The following is a 17,937-nucleotide window of genomic DNA, read 5'->3' on the forward strand; positions in this document are numbered from 1 at the left end:
GTGGTTCAGAGCGTCAGGCTCATCGTGGGGTCCGGCTTGCGGGTGAAGCCGAGGGAGGCGTAGAGCGGCTCGGCGTCGGGGGAGGCGGTGAGAAGGACCTGGCCGGCGCCTCGTTCGCGGAACCACTGGAGCAGCTCGTCCATGCACGCGCGCGCGTATCCGCGGCGCCGGGCGTCGGGGTCGGTGGCGACGCTGAAGACGTAGCCTGCCTTTCCGTGCGGGTTCTCCGCCTTGCCGACGCGGTAGTCGACCGTTCCCACGACCAGGGCCGCCAGTGCGCCCGGCCGCTCCGGGTGGTCGACGACGAAGGCCCCGAAGTCGTCGTCCGAGGCGAGTCGCTCCCGTAGCGTGGGCAGGGACTCCGCGTGCCAGTCCGTGGAGTGGTCCGAACCCGGCATCGAGTCGATCATCACCTGGCGCAGTCGCAGCAGTTCGGCGGCATCGTCGGGGGTTGCCCGTCGTACGAGACTCATGGTCCGTACGCTATCGACCGCATCTGCGGGCCGTCCCGCCGATTTCTTACCGGTTCCGCTTGCTTCGAGTGCACTCCAAGGTCATAGCGTGGTGGCCATGACGGTGATGGAGACCACGGGTACCAGGACCGACAACTGCGCGGGACTCCCGCCGGCCGACCGGCGGCCGGACGGTGAGGACAGCTACACGATCAGCGAGGTCGTCGCCTTCACCGGCCTGACGGCACACACTCTGCGCTGGTACGAGCGCATCGGACTGATGCCGCACATCGACCGCTCGCACACCGGGCAGCGCCGCTACAGCAACCGCGACCTGGACTGGCTCGACCTCGTCGGCAAGCTCCGCCTGACCGGTATGCCGGTCGCCGACATGGTCCGCTACGCCGAGCTGGTCCGCGAGGGCGAGCACACCTACGGCGAACGCTTCGCGCTCCTGGAGACGACCCGGCGCGACGTCGTGGCCAGGATCGCCGAACTGCACGACACCCTCGCCGTACTCGACCGGAAGATCGCCTTCTACGGCGAGGCCGGCCACGCATACGAGAAGGAGAAGACCGCATGACCGACAGCACGATGCCAAAGGTCCGACTCGGTGCCGACGGCCCCGAGGTCGGTGTCCAGGGCCTCGGCTGCATGGGCATCAGCATCGCTTACGGCCCCACGGACGTGAAGGAGTCGCGGGCCACCCTGGACCGGGCGTTCGACCTCGGTGTGACCCTGTACGACACGGCGGACGCGTACGGCGCGGGCGACAACGAGCGGTTTCTGGCGCCGTTCGTCAACGCGCACCGCGACGACGTCGTCATCGCCACGAAGTTCGCCATCTCGATCCCGCCGGGGGACATGCGGCAGCGGGTCATCCGCAACGACCGGCCATACCTCCGCGAGTGCGTCGAGGCGAGCCTTCGGCGTCTGGACGTCGATGTCATCGACCTCTACTACATGCACCGCCGGGATGTGAACGTCCCCATCGAGGAGACCGTCGGCGCGATGGCCGAGCTGGTGGCCGAGGGCAAGGTCAAGCACCTCGGGCTGAGCGAGGTCACCGGCGCGGAGCTGCGGGCCGCGCAGGCCGTGCATCCGATCGCCGCCGTGCAGTCGGAGTGGTCGCTGTTCAGCCGTGACGTCGAGATCAGCCTGGTCGCGGCGGCCCGTGAGCTGGGCGTCGCCCTCGTGCCGTACTCGCCGCTCGGCCGGGGCTTCCTCACCGGGGCGTTCGTGAACGCCGACCAGGATCTGACGGAGGGCGACTTCCGCCGGACGCAGCCCCGGTTCACGGGCGAGAACGCGGCGGCCAACGTGGCTCTCCTGGAGCCGATCCGCGTGGTCGCCGAGGCGCACGGTGCCTCGCTCGGGCAGATCGCGCTGGCCTGGGTGCAGCAGCAGGCCCAGGTCCACGGTCTGCCGGTGGTGCCGATCCCGGGCACCCGCAGGGCCACCCGGGTCGAGGAGAACACGGGGGCGACCCGGATCGTCCTGACCGACGAGGAACTGTCCCTCCTGGAACCGATCGCGGCCAAGGTCGCGGGGGACCGCTACCCGGACATGCGCTTCGCCTCGGCGAGCCGGGAGTAGGGCTACAGCTCCGCGAGGAGTTCCGCCTTCTTCACGGCGAACTCCTCGTCCGTCACCAGCCCCGCCGTATGCAGTTCCGCGAGATGCCGAATCCGCTCGGCGATATCGGCGGGGTCGCGACGCGCGGCCGGAACCACGGCCGTTGGACGCGCGGAGCGAACCGCGGAAAGCACCGCCGCCGCGAACGGCAATGACTCATGGACCGGCCCGTATCCCAGCCCGAACACCACGGCCGCCGGATCCTGATCCACCGGCACAAGCGGCGCAGCCCCGCGCAGGAGGCGTAGATGGCCCTCGAAGACCTCGGGGGAGTGCCACTCGACGCCGTTCAGGTCGGCGACCGGAAAGCTCTGGTCGCCGGCCTTCCACTTCGCCGACGAGGCGCCGGTCCAGAACCAGCGGAAGAACACCGTCTTCCCGTCGAAGGACGCCTTCCCGTCGTACGCCTTGAAGCGCAGCGGCACCTCCGGCGCGGCCACCAGGAACCGCTCGGCCGGGCCCGTCTGCTTCAACCGTGCGCGCAGCTCGTCGGCGTAGTACTCGGCGAGGGTCTCGCGCTCGGCCGGCAGCACCAGGCGGTAGGGTTCGCAGCCCTCCTTGAGCTGGCCGGCGGCCGCCTCCATCAGCGGGTCGGCGCCGGGCCGGGGTTCGGCGCGCAGCACGACGGTGCCGCGTCTGCCGGGGGCGAGTGTCACCGTCTCGATCGCCTCGAAGGGGATCCGGCGTTCGCCGAGCGCCTGGAACAGCTTGGGTGTGCGCATGCCCCGTTCGTAGCGGATGAGCACGGAGTCGGACTCGAACTCCCAGGCGGCATGAAATCCGGCCAGTACGTCACCCATGCGGCTCATCGTAGGCGGCACATGCTCCTCCGTCCCATCCCCGCGCAGACCGCAGTTCCTGCTGTTTCTACGCGCGTCCGGCGGGCAAGGCGCCGGACAAACCCTCCCGGCAGGTGCCGCCCTCGTGGGCGCAGGTCACCGCGCGGTACGCGCCAACTCCGATGTCGGCGAAGTTGCTGAGGCTGTCCGTGCCCGGCGCGAAGTAACCGGTGTGGCCCTCGGCGTCCTTCGCGGCCAGCACCCGCGCGCCGAACGCGTTGGACACCGGGTCCTCGCCGTGGCCGAGGCCGCCGACCTCCATGTAGGGCACGTCCTGGATCCAGTCGTCGGCGTCCCGCATCGCCCACACCCGGGCGAGCGTGTGCAGGTGGGAGGCCTTGGAGGCGCGCATTCCGGGGCTGCCGGCCACCGCGATGTCGGTCACCCGGAGCGGCAGTTCGTGCGCGGCGACCCCGCACACCACCGAGCCGTAGCTGTGGCAGAACAGGGCGACCTGCGAGGTCCCGGGGAGCGCCCGCACCAGTGCGTTCAGCCGGACGGCGCCGGCCTCGGCGCGGCCCGCGGTGGCCGAGTCGATGCCGAGACCGCCGGGGGCGGTGTAGTCGGCCCAGGCGATGACGGCCGTCCGGGTGCCGGTGTCCGTCGCGGACTTCGCCGTGTTCTCGGCCGCGTACAGGTTCTGCGCCATGCCGACCGGTGCCGAGTAGTTCTTGTACGTCTTCTGGAAGGTGAGCAGGTCGGTGTCGACGCCGGGGACGATGACCGACACGCGCTGCGCGGTGTCCAGGTCGCCGAAGACCTCGGCGATCCGGCCCGAGCCCTCGGGGTCGAAGGCCAGGATGTGGCGGTCCCCGCTCATCAGCGCCTCGAAGCGGTGCATGAGGCGGCCCGCCTCCTGCTTGCCGTAGGGCGTGAGGCGGTTGTCGTGCATGCGCTTCTTCTCGACCTTGCGGGCCTGGTCGAGGGCGATGTGGTTGGCGCGGTAGCGCAGCGGGACCGGGGCGCCGTTCATGTTGCCGACCGCGAGGGGGTAGCGGTGCGCGAGGCGGGTGCGCTGCTGTGCGGTGAGCGAGGCGAAGAAACGGGCGAGCCGGCTCGCGGAGGCGTCCGCGTCGGGCAGCTCACGCCCGTCTATGTGGCCGTGCTCCCATGCGGAGAGGGAGGCCTGGAGTGCCGTTTTGCCGGGGTGGCTGCGCACCGCGGTCCAGCCGGTGGTCGCCAGCATCACGAACACCACGGCCAGCGCGAGCAGCGCGCGCCAGGCGTTCAGCGTGGGGGAGGAGTCGAAGGAAGTCACTGGGAGGACACACTAGGAGAACGAGAGGGTCTCGCGTTAACCGAGTGACGGGGATCACGTTTCAGTGGTACGTGATGAGGAACTCAGTACGACCCGCTCGTGCGCCAGTTCCCCGCGAGCGCCGGTCCCACCTGGTCCAGGTACGCGGCCGTCAGCTCCCGCATCGCCTCGATGCTGAGGTCGTCCCCGGAGATCCACATCCGCTCCACCACCCGCATCACCCCGCCGAACACGGCGACCACCAGCCGCGGCCGGGGATCCGCGGCCGCATCGAGTCCCTCCCGCCGGGCCACGATGTCCGCCAGCTCCTCCTCCAGCTCCATCGACCGCCGCAGATGCGCGGCGAGCAGCGCGGGCGTCGACTCGATCACCCGGTAGGTACGGATGTGCAGTTCCAGCGGTACGACCTGCTCGATCGCCTCGTTGATGGTGTCCCAGCTCTCCAGCACGGCCCGGCGCAGCGCCTCCAGCGGGGCCTCGTGCGGCGGGCGGGCGCGGACCGCGTCGACGAAGTGCGTCTCGGTCAGCCGGGACACGAAGAAGGCGGCCTCCTCTTTGCTCGCGAAGTAGCGGAAGAAGGTGCGCTGCGAGACGTCGACGGCCTCGGCGATCTCGTCGACGGTGGTCCGCTCGTAGCCCTTGGCCGTGAACAGTTCGAGGGCGGCACGCAGCAGCGCGTCCCGCGTACGGGCCTTCTTGCGCTCGCGCAGTGTCTCCATGCCGTTCTCCTCGCCCTTGTTGACAGTCGCCGACATCTGAATCTGTTTGTCAACTGTCAGCGGCTGACATTAGCCTCGAACGCATGACTAGTCAGACCACCATCAGCGCGACGGGGCCGGGGGACAAGGCACCGGTCGCCCCGTCCGGCCCGACGCCGTCCAAGGGGCTGCGCGGCCACCCGTGGTTCACCCTCATAACCGTCGCCGTCGGGGTCATGATGGTGGCCCTCGACGGCACCATCGTGGCCATCGCCAACCCGGCCATCCAGAAGGACCTCGGCGCCAGCTTCGCCGACGTCCAGTGGATCACCAACGGTTACTTCCTCGCCCTCGCGGTCTCCCTCATCACCGCCGGCAAGCTCGGTGACCGCTTCGGTCACCGCCAGACCTTCCTCATCGGCGTGAGCGGCTTCGCCCTCGCGTCCGGCGCCATCGGGCTGTCCCACAGCATCGCGTTCGTCGTCACCTTCCGCGTCCTCCAGGGACTGTTCGGCGCGCTGCTGATGCCGGCCGCCCTGGGCCTGCTGCGGGCCACCTTCCCCGCAGAGAAGCTCAACATGGCCATCGGCCTGTGGGGCATGGTCATCGGCGCCTCCACCGCGGGCGGCCCGATCCTCGGCGGCGTCCTCGTCGAGCACGTCAACTGGCAGTCGGTGTTCTTCATCAACGTGCCGGTCGGCGCCGTCGCACTGATCCTCGGTCTGCTGATCCTGCGTGACCACCGTGCGGAGAACGCTCCCCGTTCCTTCGACATCCTCGGCATCGCGCTGCTCTCCGGCGCGATGTTCTGCCTGGTCTGGGCCCTCATCAAGGCGCCGACCTGGGGCTGGGGCTCCGGCACGACGTGGACGTTCCTCGCCGTGTCCGTCGTCGGCTTCGCCCTCTTCGCCTTCTGGGAGCAGCGGGTCGCGGAACCCCTCATCCCGCTGGGCCTGTTCCGCTCGGTGCCGCTGTCCGCGGGTGTGGTCCTGATGGTGCTGATGGCGATCGCCTTCATGGGCGGCCTGTTCTTCGTGACGTTCTATCTGCAGAACGTGCACGGTATGAGCCCCATCGACGCCGGTCTGCACCTCCTCCCGCTCACCGGGATGATGATCGTCGGCTCCCCGCTGGCCGGCGCGGCGATCACCAAGCTCGGCCCGCGTATCCCGCTGGCCGGCGGCATGGCGGCCACCGCGATCGCCATGTACGGCATGTCCACGCTCGACGCGGGCACCGGCAGCGCCGTCATGTCCATCTGGTTCGCCCTGCTGGGACTCGGCCTCGCCCCGGTGATGGTCGGCGCTACCGAGGTCATCGTGGGCAACGCGCCCATGGAGCTGTCCGGTGTCGCCGGTGGTCTCCAGCAGGCCGCGATGCAGATCGGCGGCAGCCTCGGTACGGCCGTCCTCGGCGCCGTCATGGCCTCCCGCGTCGACAACGACCTGGCCGGCAACTGGACGGACGCGGGCCTGCCCAAGCTCACCGGGCCCCAGTTGGACGCGGCCTCCGAAGCGGTGCAGGTCGGTGTCGCCCCGGTCGCCAAGGGCACCCCCGAGGCGATCGCCGCGAAGATCACACAGGTCGCTCATGACACGTTCATCTCCGGCATGAGCCTGGCCTGCCTCGTCGCGGCCGGGGTCGCGGTGGTCGCGGTGTTCGTCGCGCTGCTGACCAAGCGCGGCGAGAACGCGGAGGCGGGCGCGGGAGCGGCCCACATCTGACGGCGTGCATCCGACCCTGATTCAGGGCGAGTTCGCCTATCAGGGTGACTCGGCTAAAGATTCCTGGCGCTCGGCACGCGCCGCAGGTCACAGTAAGTCAAGTCCTCCGCAGGGCAGGGGGGACGAGGTGGTCTGCGGCGCGCTGCCGGAGGGGGGCAGCGCGCAGGCAGGCTTTTTTCGTCTGTACCGGGGTACCCGAGGGTTGTAGGAGTGCTGGCCGAACTGGCATGGACGCCCAGGGAGTTGACGATGACGGGCTTCGGCAACGGAACGCGCAGGTACCCCCGCTCACGTGGCCGCACCAGGTCAGGGACCGGGCCGGATCGCGCGACGCTCGGCATCATCGGCCTCGTCTGCGCGATCGCCGGCTTCTTCACCCTGGGCATCATCCTCGGCCCGGTCGCCCTGATATGCGGCTGGCTGGCCATGGGCCGAACGTGGGCGGGCTCCCGCTCACTGCCGGCCCTGGTCGCGCTGATCCTGGGCGCGATCGACACGGTGGCGGCGTTCATGTGGACGTTCTTCTGATCTAGGGACGTTCCTCCGGGGCGCCCCCGACCAGGCTCGGCGCCCCCGACAGCGCCGCCACCTCGGCCCGCAGCGCCCGTACCTCCTCCGTCAGTGCCTCGATCGCCTCGGTCTGGCGCCGTTCCTCCACGTCGTCCTTCTCGAAGCGGGCGATGAACCAGGTGGCGATGTTGGCGGTCACGACACCGAGCAGGGCGATGCCGGACAGCATCAGGCCGACCGCGATCATCCGGCCGAGGCCGGTGGTCGGGGCGTGGTCGCCGTAGCCCACCGTCGTCATCGTGGTGAACGACCACCACACGGCGTCACCCAGCGTCCGGATGTTCCCGTTGGGCGAGTCCCGTTCCACGGAGAGCACCGCGAGCGAGCCGAACATCAGCAGTCCGACCACCGCGCCGGCGACATACGTCGTGAGCTGGATCTGCGAGGCCATCCGGGCGCGCCGCCCGACGAGTATCAGCGTCGACACCATCCGCAGCAGCCGCAGCGGCTGCAGTATCGGCACCACCACCGCGCACAGGTCCATCCAGTGCGTCCGCACGAACCGCCGACGGTTTCGGGACATCGCGAGCCGCATCAGATAGTCGGCGGCGAACGCGCCCCACACCACCCACTCGACCGCCGTGCACACCGTCGTCAGTGAATGCCCGGCGGTCGAGTCCACGATCGGCACGGCATAGGCCACGGCGAACGCCACCGCGAGCGCCAGCAGGGGCCGTTGGGTGCGCTGCTCCCAACGGGCCTGCGCCGACTGTTCCTTCATGGCCGCATCGTAGGGAACGGGAAAGGGCGGCGGAGCCACAGCTCCACCGCCCTTCGACCACCGCGACCACTCGCCGCGATCACTTCCTACGCGTCGCCACCCGCCGCCCCGGGATGCGCGGCCGCGACATCCAGCAACTGGTACCGGTCGATCGCCTGCTTCAGTACGGACCGGTCGACCTTCCCCTCCCGCGCCAGCTCCGTCAGCACCGCCACCACGATCGACTCCGCGTCGATGTGGAAGAACCGCCGAGCGGCGCCCCGCGTGTCGGCGAAGCCGAACCCGTCCGCGCCCAGCGACTGGTACGTCCCCGGCACCCACCGAGCGATCTGGTCCGGAACCGATCGCATCCAGTCGGAAACCGCCACGAACGGTCCCTCGGCCCCGCTCAACTTCCGCGTGACATAAGGAACCTGCTGCTCCTCCTCGGGGTGCAGCAGATTGTGCCGCTCCACCTCGACGGCCTCGCGCCGCAGCTCGTTCCAGGAGGTCGCCGACCAGACGTCGGCCCGTACGTTCCAGTCCTCGGCGAGGAGCCGCTGCGCCTCGATCGCCCACGGCACCGCCACACCGGACGCCATGATCTGCGCCGGCACCGTGCCCGTCGAGCCCTGGCTGATGCGGTGGACGCCCTTGAGGATGCCCTCCACGTCGACGTCCGCCGGCTCGGCCGGGTGCTGGATCGGCTCGTTGTAGACAGTGAGGTAGTAGAAGACGTCCTCGCTGTCGGGGCCGTACATCCGGCGCAGCCCGTCCTGCACGATGTGCGCGATCTCGTACGCGTACGCCGGGTCGTAGGCGACACAGCCCGGGTTCGTCGACGCCAGCAACTGCGAGTGCCCGTCCGCGTGTTGCAGACCCTCACCGGTCAGAGTCGTACGCCCGGCGGTCGCGCCCAGTACGAAACCGCGCGCCAACTGGTCGGCCATCTGCCAGAACTGGTCACCGGTGCGCTGGAAACCGAACATCGAGTAGAAGACGTAGACCGGGATGAGCGGCTCGCCGTGCGTCGCGTACGCCGAACCCGCCGCGATCAGCGAGGCCGTGCAGCCCGCCTCCGAGATGCCGTCGTGCAGCATCTGGCCGGTCGGCGACTCCTTGTAGGCGAGCAGCAGTTCACGGTCCACCGACTCGTACTGCTGGCCGAGCGGGTTGTAGATCTTCGCGCTCGGGAAGAACGAGTCCATGCCGAACGTGCGGTACTCGTCCGGCGCGATCAGCACGAACCGCTTGCCGATCTCCTTGTCCCGCATGAGGTCCTTGAGCAGTCGTACGAACGCCATGGTGGTGGCGATCGACTGCTGACCGGAGCCCTTCTTCACACTCGCGTACGTCTTGTCCTCGGGCAGCGCCAGCGGCTTCGAGCGGACGACACGCGTCGGGACGTACCCGCCGTTCGCCTTGCGGCGATCGTGCATGTACTGGATCTCCTCCGAGTTCCGGCCCGGGTGGTAGTACGGCGGCGCGCCGGACTCCAGCTCCTGGTCGGTGATCGGCAGGTGCAGCCGGTCGCGGAAGCCCTTGAGGTCGGCGACCGTCAGCTTCTTCATCTGGTGCGTGGCGTTGCGGCCCTCGAAGTTGGGGCCCAGCGTCCAGCCCTTGACGGTCTGCGCCAGCACCACGGTCGGCTGGCCCTTGTGCGCCTTGGCCGCCGCGAAGGCCGCGTACACCTTCTTGTGGTCGTGACCGCCGCGCCCCAGGTGCAGGATCTGGTCGTCGGTCATGTTCTCGACCATCGCGCGCAGCCGCTGGTCGTGCCCGAAGAAGTGCTCGCGGATGTACGCGCCGGTCTCCGTGGCGTACGTCTGGAACTGGCCGTCCGGGGTGGTGTTGAGCTGGTTGACCAGCAGTCCGTCCCGGTCCTGGGCCAGCAGCGGGTCCCAGGTGCGGTCCCAGACCAGCTTGATGACGTTCCAGCCGGCGCCCCGGAACTGCGACTCCAGCTCCTGGATGATCTTGCCGTTGCCGCGCACCGGGCCGTCGAGCCGCTGGAGGTTGCAGTTGACGACGAAGGTCAGGTTGTCCAGGCCCTCGCGCGCCGCGATCGACAGCTGGCCGAGCGACTCCGGCTCGTCCATCTCGCCGTCGCCGAGGAACGCCCACACGTGTGACTTGGAGGTGTCCGCGATCCCGCGCGCCTCCATGTAGCGGTTCATCCGCGCCTGGAAGATCGCGCCGAGCGGGCCGAGGCCCATGGACACGGTCGGGAACTCCCAGAAGTCCGGCATCGACCGCGGGTGCGGGTACGAGGACAGTCCGTACGGCGCCTTCGACTTCTCCTGGCGGAACGCGTCGAGCTGCTGCTCGCTGAGCCGGTCCAGGAGGAACGCGCGGGCGTAGATGCCCGGCGAGGCGTGCCCCTGGAAGAAGATCTGGTCGCCGCCGTCGCCCTGGTCCTTGCCGCGGAAGAAGTGGTTGAAGCCCACGTCGTAGAGCGAGGCGGAGGACGCGAAGGTCGCGATGTGGCCGCCGACCCCGATGCCGGGACGCTGGGCCCTGGACACCATCACGGCGGCGTTCCAGCGGGTCGCGTTCAGGATCTTGCGCTCGATCTCCTCGTTGCCGGGGAAGAACGGCTCGTCCTTGGTGGCGATGGTGTTCACGTAGTCCGTGCTGCGCATCTCGGGCACGGCCACACGCTTCTCGCGGGCCCGCTCGATCAGCCGGAGCATCAGGTAACGGGCCCGCTCACGGCCGCGCTCGTCCACGGCGGCGTCGAGCGAGTCGAGCCACTCCTGGGTCTCTTCGGGATCGAAGTCAGGAACCTGACTCGGAAGGCCGCCAATGATGATCGGATTGCGATCGGATCCGGAAGCCACGCTGTTCCTTACGTGTCAGAGGGGAAACCGTGTCATAGGGGGAGTTGCACCGTTCCCCATGGTCTACCGCAGGGCGGCAATCGTCATCTCTACCGTGAGGTAACCGAGACTCGTTTAGCAAAGTCATTCGAGTCGCGTACCCTCGGAGGGTTCTCAAACGTGCAAACCGGGCAGAACGCTGTGGTGTACGTCACCGGCGGCCGCGATAGCGTGCCTGGAGTTGCGACGACACGGCCAGGATCGTCACCGTTTCGGCGTTCCGAATCGCCGGGTACTTGCGCGATCCGGCCCGTCCGTGTGGACTACGGCCAATGCTTCGCGCACGCGCGTGGCTGGACATTCATCAAGACATGATCAGGAGGCAACCCGTGAGCGCGACCGCGGACCACGCGGAGGAGCGGACGAACCCTGCCGTCAGGCTGGGGTTCCAGCCCGAGCAGGTGGTCCAGGAGATCGGCTACGACGACGACGTAGACCAGGAACTCCGCGAGGCCATTGAAGAAGTCATCGGCAGCGACCTGGTGGACGAGGACTACGACGACGTCGCCGATGCCGTGGTGCTGTGGTTCCGCGACGAGGACGGCGACCTGACCGACGTACTGGTGGACGCCATCTCGTACGTCGAGGAGGGCGGCTCGATCCTGCTGCTGACGCCGAAGACCGGCCGTGACGGCTACGTCGAGCCCAGCGACATCTCGGAAGCCGCCACGACCGCGGGCCTTTCCGCGGCCAAGAGCGTCAGCGTGGGCAAGGACTGGAGCGGCAGCCGGCTGGTGACGCCCAAGGCCGCGAAGTCCAAGAGGTAGTCGCAGAGGTACCTCGATCGTCGAACCCCGGACGGGCTGGCCATGCCAGCCCGTCCGTCCGCATGCGGTGATCGCTGCGTAGGGTGGTGGACCCAGAGGGTGCTCTCACCCGAACAGCCCCACCGAAGGGATGCAGGACGAGATGGCGATCCAGGTCGGCGAAAAGGCCCCCGATTTCGAGCTCAAGGACAACCACGGCGCCACCGTGAAGCTGTCGGACTTCCGGGGCGAGAAGAACGTGGTGCTGCTCTTCTACCCCTTCGCCTTCACCGGCGTCTGCACCGGCGAACTGTGCTCCCTGCGCGACAACCTGCCGCAGTTCACCGACCGCGACACGCAGCTCCTCGCGGTCTCCAACGACTCCATCCACACCCTGCGCGTCTTCGCCGAGCAGGAGGGCCTGGAGTACCCGCTGCTCTCCGACTTCTGGCCGCACGGCAACACTTCGCGCGCCTACGGCGTCTTCGACGAGGACAAGGGTTGCGCCGTGCGCGGGACCTTCATCATCGACAAGGAGGGCGTCGTGCGCTGGACCGTCGTCAACGGCCTGCCGGACGCGCGCGACCTCAATGAGTACGTGAAGGCGCTCGACACCCTGTGATTGTTCGGTTCCAGGGCCTGCGAGGGTCGGGAACCCGTCACTAGGATCGAGACGTTGATCCGATACCACGCACTACGGGGCATCCCCGCCCCTGGACACCAATGGAGGACTCGTGGGAGTCAGCCTCAGCAAGGGCGGCAACGTTTCACTGACCAAGGAGGCCCCGGGCCTGACCGCGGTCATCGTCGGTCTGGGGTGGGACGTCCGCACCACCACCGGTACCGACTTCGACCTCGACGCCAGCGCACTGCTGCTGAACAGCGCGGGCAAGGTCGCCAGCGACGCCAACTTCGTCTTCTTCAACAACCTCAAGAGCCCGGACGGCTCCGTCGAGCACACCGGTGACAACACCACCGGTGAGGGCGAGGGCGACGACGAGGCGATCAAGGTGAACCTGGCGGCGGTCCCGGCCGACGTGGACAAGATCACCTTCCCCGTCTCGATCTACGACGCCGAGAACCGCCAGCAGTCCTTCGGCCAGGTCCGCAACGCGTTCATCCGTGTGGTGAACCAGGCCGGCGGCGCCGAGATCGCCCGCTACGACCTCTCCGAGGACGCCTCGACCGAGACGGCCATGGTCTTCGGCGAGCTGTACCGCAACGGCGCGGAGTGGAAGTTCCGCGCCATCGGCCAGGGCTACGCCTCGGGCCTGCGCGGCATCGCCCAGGACTTCGGCGTCAATGTCTGACGTATGACGTATGCCGTATGAGGTCTGAAGGCTTCACCGCCCGGCGCCGCACGGTTTGCGTGCGGCGCCGGGCGTGCAGGACAACCCAATAGGGATCACCTCGGGGAGGACCAGCACTATGGGCGTCACGCTCGCCAAGGGGGGCAATGTCTCCCTGTCCAAGGCCGCACCCAACCTCACGAACGTACTCATCGGGCTCGGCTGGGACGCACGCTCCACCACCGGCGCCGACTTCGACCTGGACGCCAGCGCGCTGCTGTGCGGCGGCGGGCGGGTGCTCGGGGACGAGTGGTTCATCTTCTACAACCAGCTCAAGAGCCCGGACGGCTCGGTGGAGCACACCGGCGACAACCTCACCGGTGAGGGCGAGGGCGACGACGAGTCGATCCTGGTCGACCTCCCGAAGGTGCCGGCCACCTGCGACAAGATCATCTTCCCGGTCTCCATCCACATGGCGGAGGAACGCGGCCAGGCCTTCGGTCAGGTCAGCAACGCCTTCATCCGCGTCGTCAACCAGGCCGACGGCCAGGAGCTCGCCCGCTACGACCTCTCCGAGGACGCCTCCACCGAAACGGCCATGATCTTCGGCGAGTTGTACCGCTATCAGGGCGAGTGGAAGTTCCGAGCGGTCGGTCAGGGGTACGCGTCCGGGCTGCGGGGCATCGCCCTGGACTTTGGAGTCAACGTTTCGTAAAGGGCCGCTCACGCAGGGTGGCTCGGCGACGACGAGGGAGAGTCACCTGCTGCGCCTGGTAACGGCCGGTCGTGCCACGCCGCTGGCCCCCCACGACCTGCCGCTTCCCGACCGGAACAGGGCAGCTGTCCCGGTCGGGGAGGTCTCCCCTAGACTCTGTGCTCGAAGTCAAATTTTAAGTAAAGCCGAGTACGGCGCGGGGGAGACCCTCCCCCAGACTCCGTCTGGGGGGACCCCCAACACACGATTGGGTAGCCAGTGCTTCTGAAAACCTTCGGCTGGTCGTTCGCGGTCACCGCGCTCGGCCTCGTCGCAGCGGCGTTCTACGGGGGGTGGGAAGCCTTTGGCATCGTGGCGATCCTGGCCGTCCTGGAGATCTCGCTGTCCTTCGACAACGCGGTGGTCAACGCCGGGATCCTGAAGAAGATGTCCGCCTTCTGGCAGAAGATCTTCCTCACCGTGGGCGTGCTGATCGCGGTCTTCGGTATGCGGCTGGTGTTCCCCGTCGTCATCGTCGCCGTCACCGCCAAGATCGGTCCGATCGACGCGGTCGACCTCGCGCTCAACAACAAGGACCACTACCAGCAGTTGGTCACCGACGCCCACCCGGCGATCGCGGCCTTCGGCGGCATGTTCCTGCTGATGATCTTCCTGGACTTCATCTTCGAGGACCGGGACATCCAGTGGCTGCGCTGGATCGAGCGCCCGCTGGCCAAGCTCGGCAAGGTCGACATGCTGTCGGTCTGCATCGCGCTGATCGTCCTGCTGATCACCTCCTTCACCTTCGCGGCCCACGCCCACCAGCACGGCGGCGCCCACACCGACAAGGCGCAGACGGTCCTGATCTCCGGCATCGCCGGTCTGATCACGTACATGATCGTCGGCGGCCTCTCCGGCTACTTCGAGGACCGCCTCGAAGAAGCGGAGGAGCGGGAGCACGAGGAGGAGGAAGAGGCCGCGCGCAGCGGCAAGCAGCGCTCGGCGGTGGTCCTCGCCGGCCAGGCCGCGTTCTTCATGTTCCTGTACCTGGAGGTGCTGGACGCGTCGTTCTCCTTCGACGGCGTGATCGGCGCGTTCGCGATCACCAACGACATCGTGCTGATGGCGCTGGGTCTGGGTATCGGCGCGATGTACGTCCGCTCGCTGACGGTCTATCTGGTCCGCCAGGGCACGCTGGACGACTACGTCTACCTGGAGCACGGCGCGCACTACGCGATCGGCGCCCTGGCCGTGATCCTCATGGTGACCATCCAGTACCAGATCAACGAGGTCATCACCGGCCTGGTCGGCGTCGTCCTGATCGGCTGGTCCTTCTGGTCCTCGGTCCGCCGCAACCGCGCCCTCGCGGAAGCCGAGGGAAAAGCAGGCTCGGACGAGAAGACTGAGGTCTCGTCCGGGGTGTGACAAGCTCCCTGGTAAGGGAACGCTCTGTTCGGGGCGGCCGTCGAGGACATGTCCTCTGCCCGGCCGCCCCGACGGTGTTGTCATGCGGGGCATGCGGAATGTGGACGTGGGGGCGGGAATGGGCTTCTTCGACGGGATCTGGCGGCGCGAGGCCGACTTCGACTCGGGCAGCGCGGCCAGCAACTCCATAGAACTGACCAAACGGCACCACCAGGTCTCGCTCACCAAGCAGGGCGCGGCCACCGGAAACCTCCGGGTCAACCTCACCTGGCGGATGCGCACCTCGGACATCGGCGGCACCCAGCGCGACAGCCTGCTGCGCCACCCCTTCAAGGCGCTGAAGCCGCCCGAGGTCATGGGCCACAGCCAGAGCATGGTCAACGTCGACCTCGACCTCGGCTGTCTGTACGAGCTGATGGACGGCACCAAGGGCGTCGTCCAGCCCCTCGGCGGCCTCCTCGGGGACGTCAACTCACCGCCGTACGTGAAGCTCAGCGGCGACGACCGCTTCGGGTCCGCGTCCGGCGAGACGATGTACGTCAACCTCGACCACCGCGAGCAGATCAAGCGGCTGCTGGTCTTCGTCTACATCTACGACCAGACCCCGGCCTTCGACCGCACCCACGCGATCGTCACCCTCTACCCGAGCAACGGCCCCCGCATCGAGATAGGCCTGGACGAACGCCACCCGCAGGCCCGTTCCTGCGCGGTCGTGATGATCGAGAACGTCAAGGGCGAGCTCGTGGTCCGCCGCGAGGTGAAGTTCGTCTACGGCTTCCAGGCCGAGCTGGACCGGCTGTACGGCTGGGGACTGCAGTGGGGCCGGGGCTACAAGACGAAGGTCGAGCAGTGAGCCGTATCCCCGCCGCCGTCAGATGAACTGCGGTCCCTGCGGCGGCATCCGGAAGTCCGGATCCGGCGCGGTCGCCACCGGTACCGGCTGCGGATACCCGTAGGTGCCGGCCGGAGACGGCTGCGGATAGCCGTACGCGGGCTGGGTCGCCGGCTCCTGGGGATAGCCGTACGCGCTCTGCGCGGGAACCGCGGTCGGCTGTTCGGGCGGCAGCGGCTGGGAGGTCTCGGGAGCGGAGGGGCCGGAGGGGGCCGCGGAGGGGATCGACGGGGCCGCGGTCTCCGACTCGTCCACCGTGATGCCGAAGTCCATGGCCAGCCCGCGCAGCCCGTTCGAGTAGCCCTCGCCGAGCGCCCGGAACTTCCAGCCCTCGCCGCGGCGGTACAGCTCGCCGCAGATCAGCGCGGTCTCCTCGCCGGTCTCCGGCTTGATGTCGAAATACAGCAGCGGCTCACCCTCGGCGACCGCCGCGTCGTACAGCAGGATGCGCAGGCCCGGTACGTGGTCGAAGGTGACGTCCTCCGCCGAAGCGACCACGAGAATCCGGCCGACTTCGGACTCGACACCGGCGAGATCTGTCTGGATCGTGTCGGTGGGGCCCTCCGAGACACGCTTCTTGCCGAGCCACCAGACCTTCCCGGAGGGGTGCCGGGGCTGGTTGTAGAAGACGAAGTCCTCGTCGGAACGCACCTGACCGGCGGGGCCGAGGAGCAGCGCCGAGGCATCCACGTCCGGGACCCCCTGCCCGGGCGTCCAGCGCAGCACGGCACGTACCGTGGTGGCCTCCAGCGGGACGTTCGACCCCTTCAGCATGGCGTGCGTCATGCGGTCATCCTGCCCTCTCGGTCCTGGTCACGACAACGTGGGGGTGCGGACACCGACACGGTCGAGTTACCTGAAGTTCATGCCCGGCGGGAACGCTTGACATGGGTTTGTACGTACTATTACCGGCCACCTATCGAAAACACACACGGGTCACATCGTCACCACGGGGGAGCTTTATGCGTCATTTCGGGCACATTGCCCCTGAGGTACGGCAGCGTCTCTTCTTCCAGGAGCCCTGCGAGTTCGACGCGGACTCCCCGGCCCGGCTGCTCGCCGCGGCCCTGGGCGCCACGCTCTACAGCCCGGCCACCCGCCCCCGCCTCGCCGACGACATCGTCAAGCTGGCGGCGCGCGGCGTGGTATCGATGGTGCTGTGCCTGGAGGACTCGATCGGCGACGAGGACGTCCCGGCCGCCGAGGAGAACCTGGTCCGCCAGTTCACCGAGCTGGCCGCCCGCCCCGAGGCCGACCTCCCCCTGCTGTTCATCAGGGTCCGGGTGCCCGAGCAGATCCCCGACCTGGTACGACGCATGGGCCCGGCCGTGGAGCTGCTCTCCGGGTTCGTGATGCCGAAGTTCACCGAGGAGCGCGGCATGCCCTTCCTGGAGGCGCTGTCCGCCGCGGAGGCGGCCAGCGGCCGCCGGCTGTTCGGCATGCCCGTCCTGGAGTCGCCCGAGCTGCTCTACCGCGAGTCCCGGGTGGAGACCCTGGAGGGCATCTCCCGCGCGGTCGACAAGTACCGCGACCGGGTCCTGGCGCTACGCCTCGGCGTGACGGACTTCTGCTCGTCCTACGGCCTGCGCCGGGCCTCCGACATGACGGCCTACGACGTCCAGATCGTCGCCAACGTGATCGCCGACGTGGTGAACATGCTGGGCCGCGCCGACGGCACCGGCTTCACGGTGACCGGCCCGGTGTGGGAGTACTTCCGCGTCCAGGAGCGGATGTTCAAGCCGCAGCTGCGCCGCAGCCCCTTCCTGGAGGGAAAGGCCGAGGAGCTGCGCGAGGCGCTGATCGAGCACGCCATGGACGGGCTGCTGCGCGAGATCGCCCTCGACCAGGCCAACGGGCTGATGGGCAAGACCTGCATCCACCCCTCCCATGTGCTGCCCGTGCACGCGCTGTCCGTGGTCAGCCACGAGGAGTTCTGCGACGCGCAGGACATCCTGCGCCCCGAGCGCGGCGGCGGGGGCGTGCTGCGCTCGGCGTACACGAACAAGATGAACGAGGTGAAGCCGCACCGCGCCTGGGCCGAGCGGACCATGCTGCGCGCCGAGATCTTCGGGGTCGCACGCGAGGACGTCGGCTTCGTGGAGCTGCTCGCCGCCGGAATCCCCGGCTGAATCGCAA

The 17,937-nt window shown here is 68.6% G+C and carries 18 protein-coding genes; 11 read left to right on the forward strand and 7 right to left on the reverse strand.

Annotation, left to right across the window (positions count from 1 at the left end; translation table 11 throughout):
- Positions 1-5: 5 nt before the first annotated feature.
- Complete coding sequence (locus tag AB0M63_RS21895; protein ID WP_355917335.1) at positions 6-473, reverse strand: N-acetyltransferase; 468 nt, start codon at positions 471-473, stop codon at positions 6-8.
- A gap of 97 nt (positions 474-570) precedes the next feature.
- On the opposite strand from AB0M63_RS21895, the gene AB0M63_RS21900 reads away from it, so the two are divergent.
- Both AB0M63_RS21900 and AB0M63_RS21905 read left to right on the forward strand, forming a co-directional pair.
- Positions 571-1,035 (forward strand): MerR family transcriptional regulator, encoded by a 465-nt coding sequence (locus AB0M63_RS21900; RefSeq protein ID WP_355917332.1) that lies wholly within the window; start codon positions 571-573, stop codon positions 1,033-1,035.
- The gene (locus AB0M63_RS21905) at positions 1,032-2,048 is read left to right on the forward strand and encodes an aldo/keto reductase (RefSeq protein WP_366020530.1); all 1,017 of its coding nucleotides are present in this window, start codon (positions 1,032-1,034) and stop codon (positions 2,046-2,048) included. Before AB0M63_RS21900 ends, AB0M63_RS21905 begins: the two co-directional genes overlap by 4 nt.
- A 2-nt stretch (positions 2,049-2,050) precedes the next feature.
- Here the strand turns inward: AB0M63_RS21905 and AB0M63_RS21910 are convergent, their stop codons facing one another.
- The 3 genes from AB0M63_RS21910 to AB0M63_RS21920 form a co-directional block, all read right to left on the reverse strand.
- Positions 2,051-2,896: a DUF4429 domain-containing protein gene (locus AB0M63_RS21910; protein WP_366020531.1), complete on the reverse strand. Its 846-nt coding sequence runs from the start codon at positions 2,894-2,896 to the stop codon at positions 2,051-2,053.
- Positions 2,897-2,954: 58 nt separating this feature from the next.
- Entirely contained in the window at positions 2,955-4,184 is a 1,230-nt protein-coding gene (locus AB0M63_RS21915) for an alpha/beta hydrolase (protein ID WP_355917322.1), read from the reverse strand.
- A gap of 83 nt (positions 4,185-4,267) precedes the next feature.
- Positions 4,268-4,939, reverse strand: a complete 672-nt coding sequence (locus AB0M63_RS21920; RefSeq protein ID WP_366020532.1) for a TetR family transcriptional regulator — start codon at positions 4,937-4,939, stop codon at positions 4,268-4,270.
- 47 nt (positions 4,940-4,986) lie between these two features.
- Between AB0M63_RS21920 and AB0M63_RS21925 the strand changes: the two genes are divergently transcribed.
- Together AB0M63_RS21925 and AB0M63_RS21930 are read left to right on the forward strand one after the other, a co-directional pair.
- Positions 4,987-6,606 (forward strand): MFS transporter, encoded by a 1,620-nt coding sequence (locus AB0M63_RS21925; RefSeq protein ID WP_366020533.1) that lies wholly within the window; start codon positions 4,987-4,989, stop codon positions 6,604-6,606.
- Between the two features lie 249 nt (positions 6,607-6,855).
- A complete protein-coding gene (locus AB0M63_RS21930) occupies positions 6,856-7,134 on the forward strand; it encodes a small hydrophobic protein (protein ID WP_355917391.1) in 279 nt (92 codons plus the stop codon).
- A 1-nt stretch (position 7,135) separates the two neighbouring features.
- Here AB0M63_RS21930 and AB0M63_RS21935 read toward each other — a convergent pair whose 3' ends face one another.
- Together AB0M63_RS21935 and aceE are read right to left on the reverse strand one after the other, a co-directional pair.
- Entirely contained in the window at positions 7,136-7,897 is a 762-nt protein-coding gene (locus AB0M63_RS21935; protein WP_355917313.1) for a potassium channel family protein, read from the reverse strand.
- A gap of 86 nt (positions 7,898-7,983) precedes the next feature.
- A complete protein-coding gene (gene aceE / locus AB0M63_RS21940) occupies positions 7,984-10,716 on the reverse strand; it encodes a pyruvate dehydrogenase (acetyl-transferring), homodimeric type (protein WP_355917311.1) in 2,733 nt (910 codons plus the stop codon).
- Positions 10,717-11,084: 368 nt separating this feature from the next.
- Between aceE and AB0M63_RS21945 the strand changes: the two genes are divergently transcribed.
- The 6 genes from AB0M63_RS21945 to AB0M63_RS21970 all read left to right on the forward strand — a co-directional run bounded on the left by AB0M63_RS21945 (position 11,085) and on the right by AB0M63_RS21970 (position 15,762).
- Complete coding sequence (locus tag AB0M63_RS21945; RefSeq protein ID WP_019060358.1) at positions 11,085-11,522, forward strand: DUF3052 domain-containing protein; 438 nt, start codon at positions 11,085-11,087, stop codon at positions 11,520-11,522.
- A gap of 142 nt (positions 11,523-11,664) precedes the next feature.
- A complete protein-coding gene (locus AB0M63_RS21950) occupies positions 11,665-12,123 on the forward strand; it encodes a peroxiredoxin (RefSeq protein ID WP_366020534.1) in 459 nt (152 codons plus the stop codon).
- 112 nt (positions 12,124-12,235) lie between these two features.
- Entirely contained in the window at positions 12,236-12,811 is a 576-nt protein-coding gene (locus AB0M63_RS21955) for a TerD family protein (RefSeq protein WP_019060360.1), read from the forward strand.
- 118 nt (positions 12,812-12,929) lie between these two features.
- Positions 12,930-13,505, forward strand: a complete 576-nt coding sequence (locus tag AB0M63_RS21960) for a TerD family protein (RefSeq protein ID WP_355917304.1) — start codon at positions 12,930-12,932, stop codon at positions 13,503-13,505.
- 258 nt (positions 13,506-13,763) lie between these two features.
- On the forward strand, positions 13,764-14,909 hold the full coding sequence (locus AB0M63_RS21965; protein WP_355917301.1) for a DUF475 domain-containing protein: 1,146 nt from the start codon (positions 13,764-13,766) through the stop codon (positions 14,907-14,909).
- Positions 14,910-15,027: 118 nt separating this feature from the next.
- A complete protein-coding gene (locus tag AB0M63_RS21970) occupies positions 15,028-15,762 on the forward strand; it encodes a Tellurium resistance (RefSeq protein WP_355917388.1) in 735 nt (244 codons plus the stop codon).
- An 18-nt stretch (positions 15,763-15,780) separates the two neighbouring features.
- On the opposite strand, the gene AB0M63_RS21975 is transcribed toward AB0M63_RS21970, so the two are convergent.
- Positions 15,781-16,587, reverse strand: a complete 807-nt coding sequence (locus tag AB0M63_RS21975) for a TerD family protein (protein ID WP_366020535.1) — start codon at positions 16,585-16,587, stop codon at positions 15,781-15,783.
- A 176-nt stretch (positions 16,588-16,763) separates the two neighbouring features.
- Here AB0M63_RS21975 and AB0M63_RS21980 point away from each other — a divergent pair, with 176 nt between their 5' ends.
- On the forward strand, positions 16,764-17,930 hold the full coding sequence (locus AB0M63_RS21980) for an HpcH/HpaI aldolase/citrate lyase family protein (protein WP_366020536.1): 1,167 nt from the start codon (positions 16,764-16,766) through the stop codon (positions 17,928-17,930).
- Positions 17,931-17,937: the final 7 nt, after the last annotated feature.

Source organism: Streptomyces sp. NPDC051576 (assembly GCF_040681835.1).
In the GTDB taxonomy this organism is placed as follows: Bacteria; Actinomycetota; Actinomycetes; order Streptomycetales; family Streptomycetaceae; genus Streptomyces.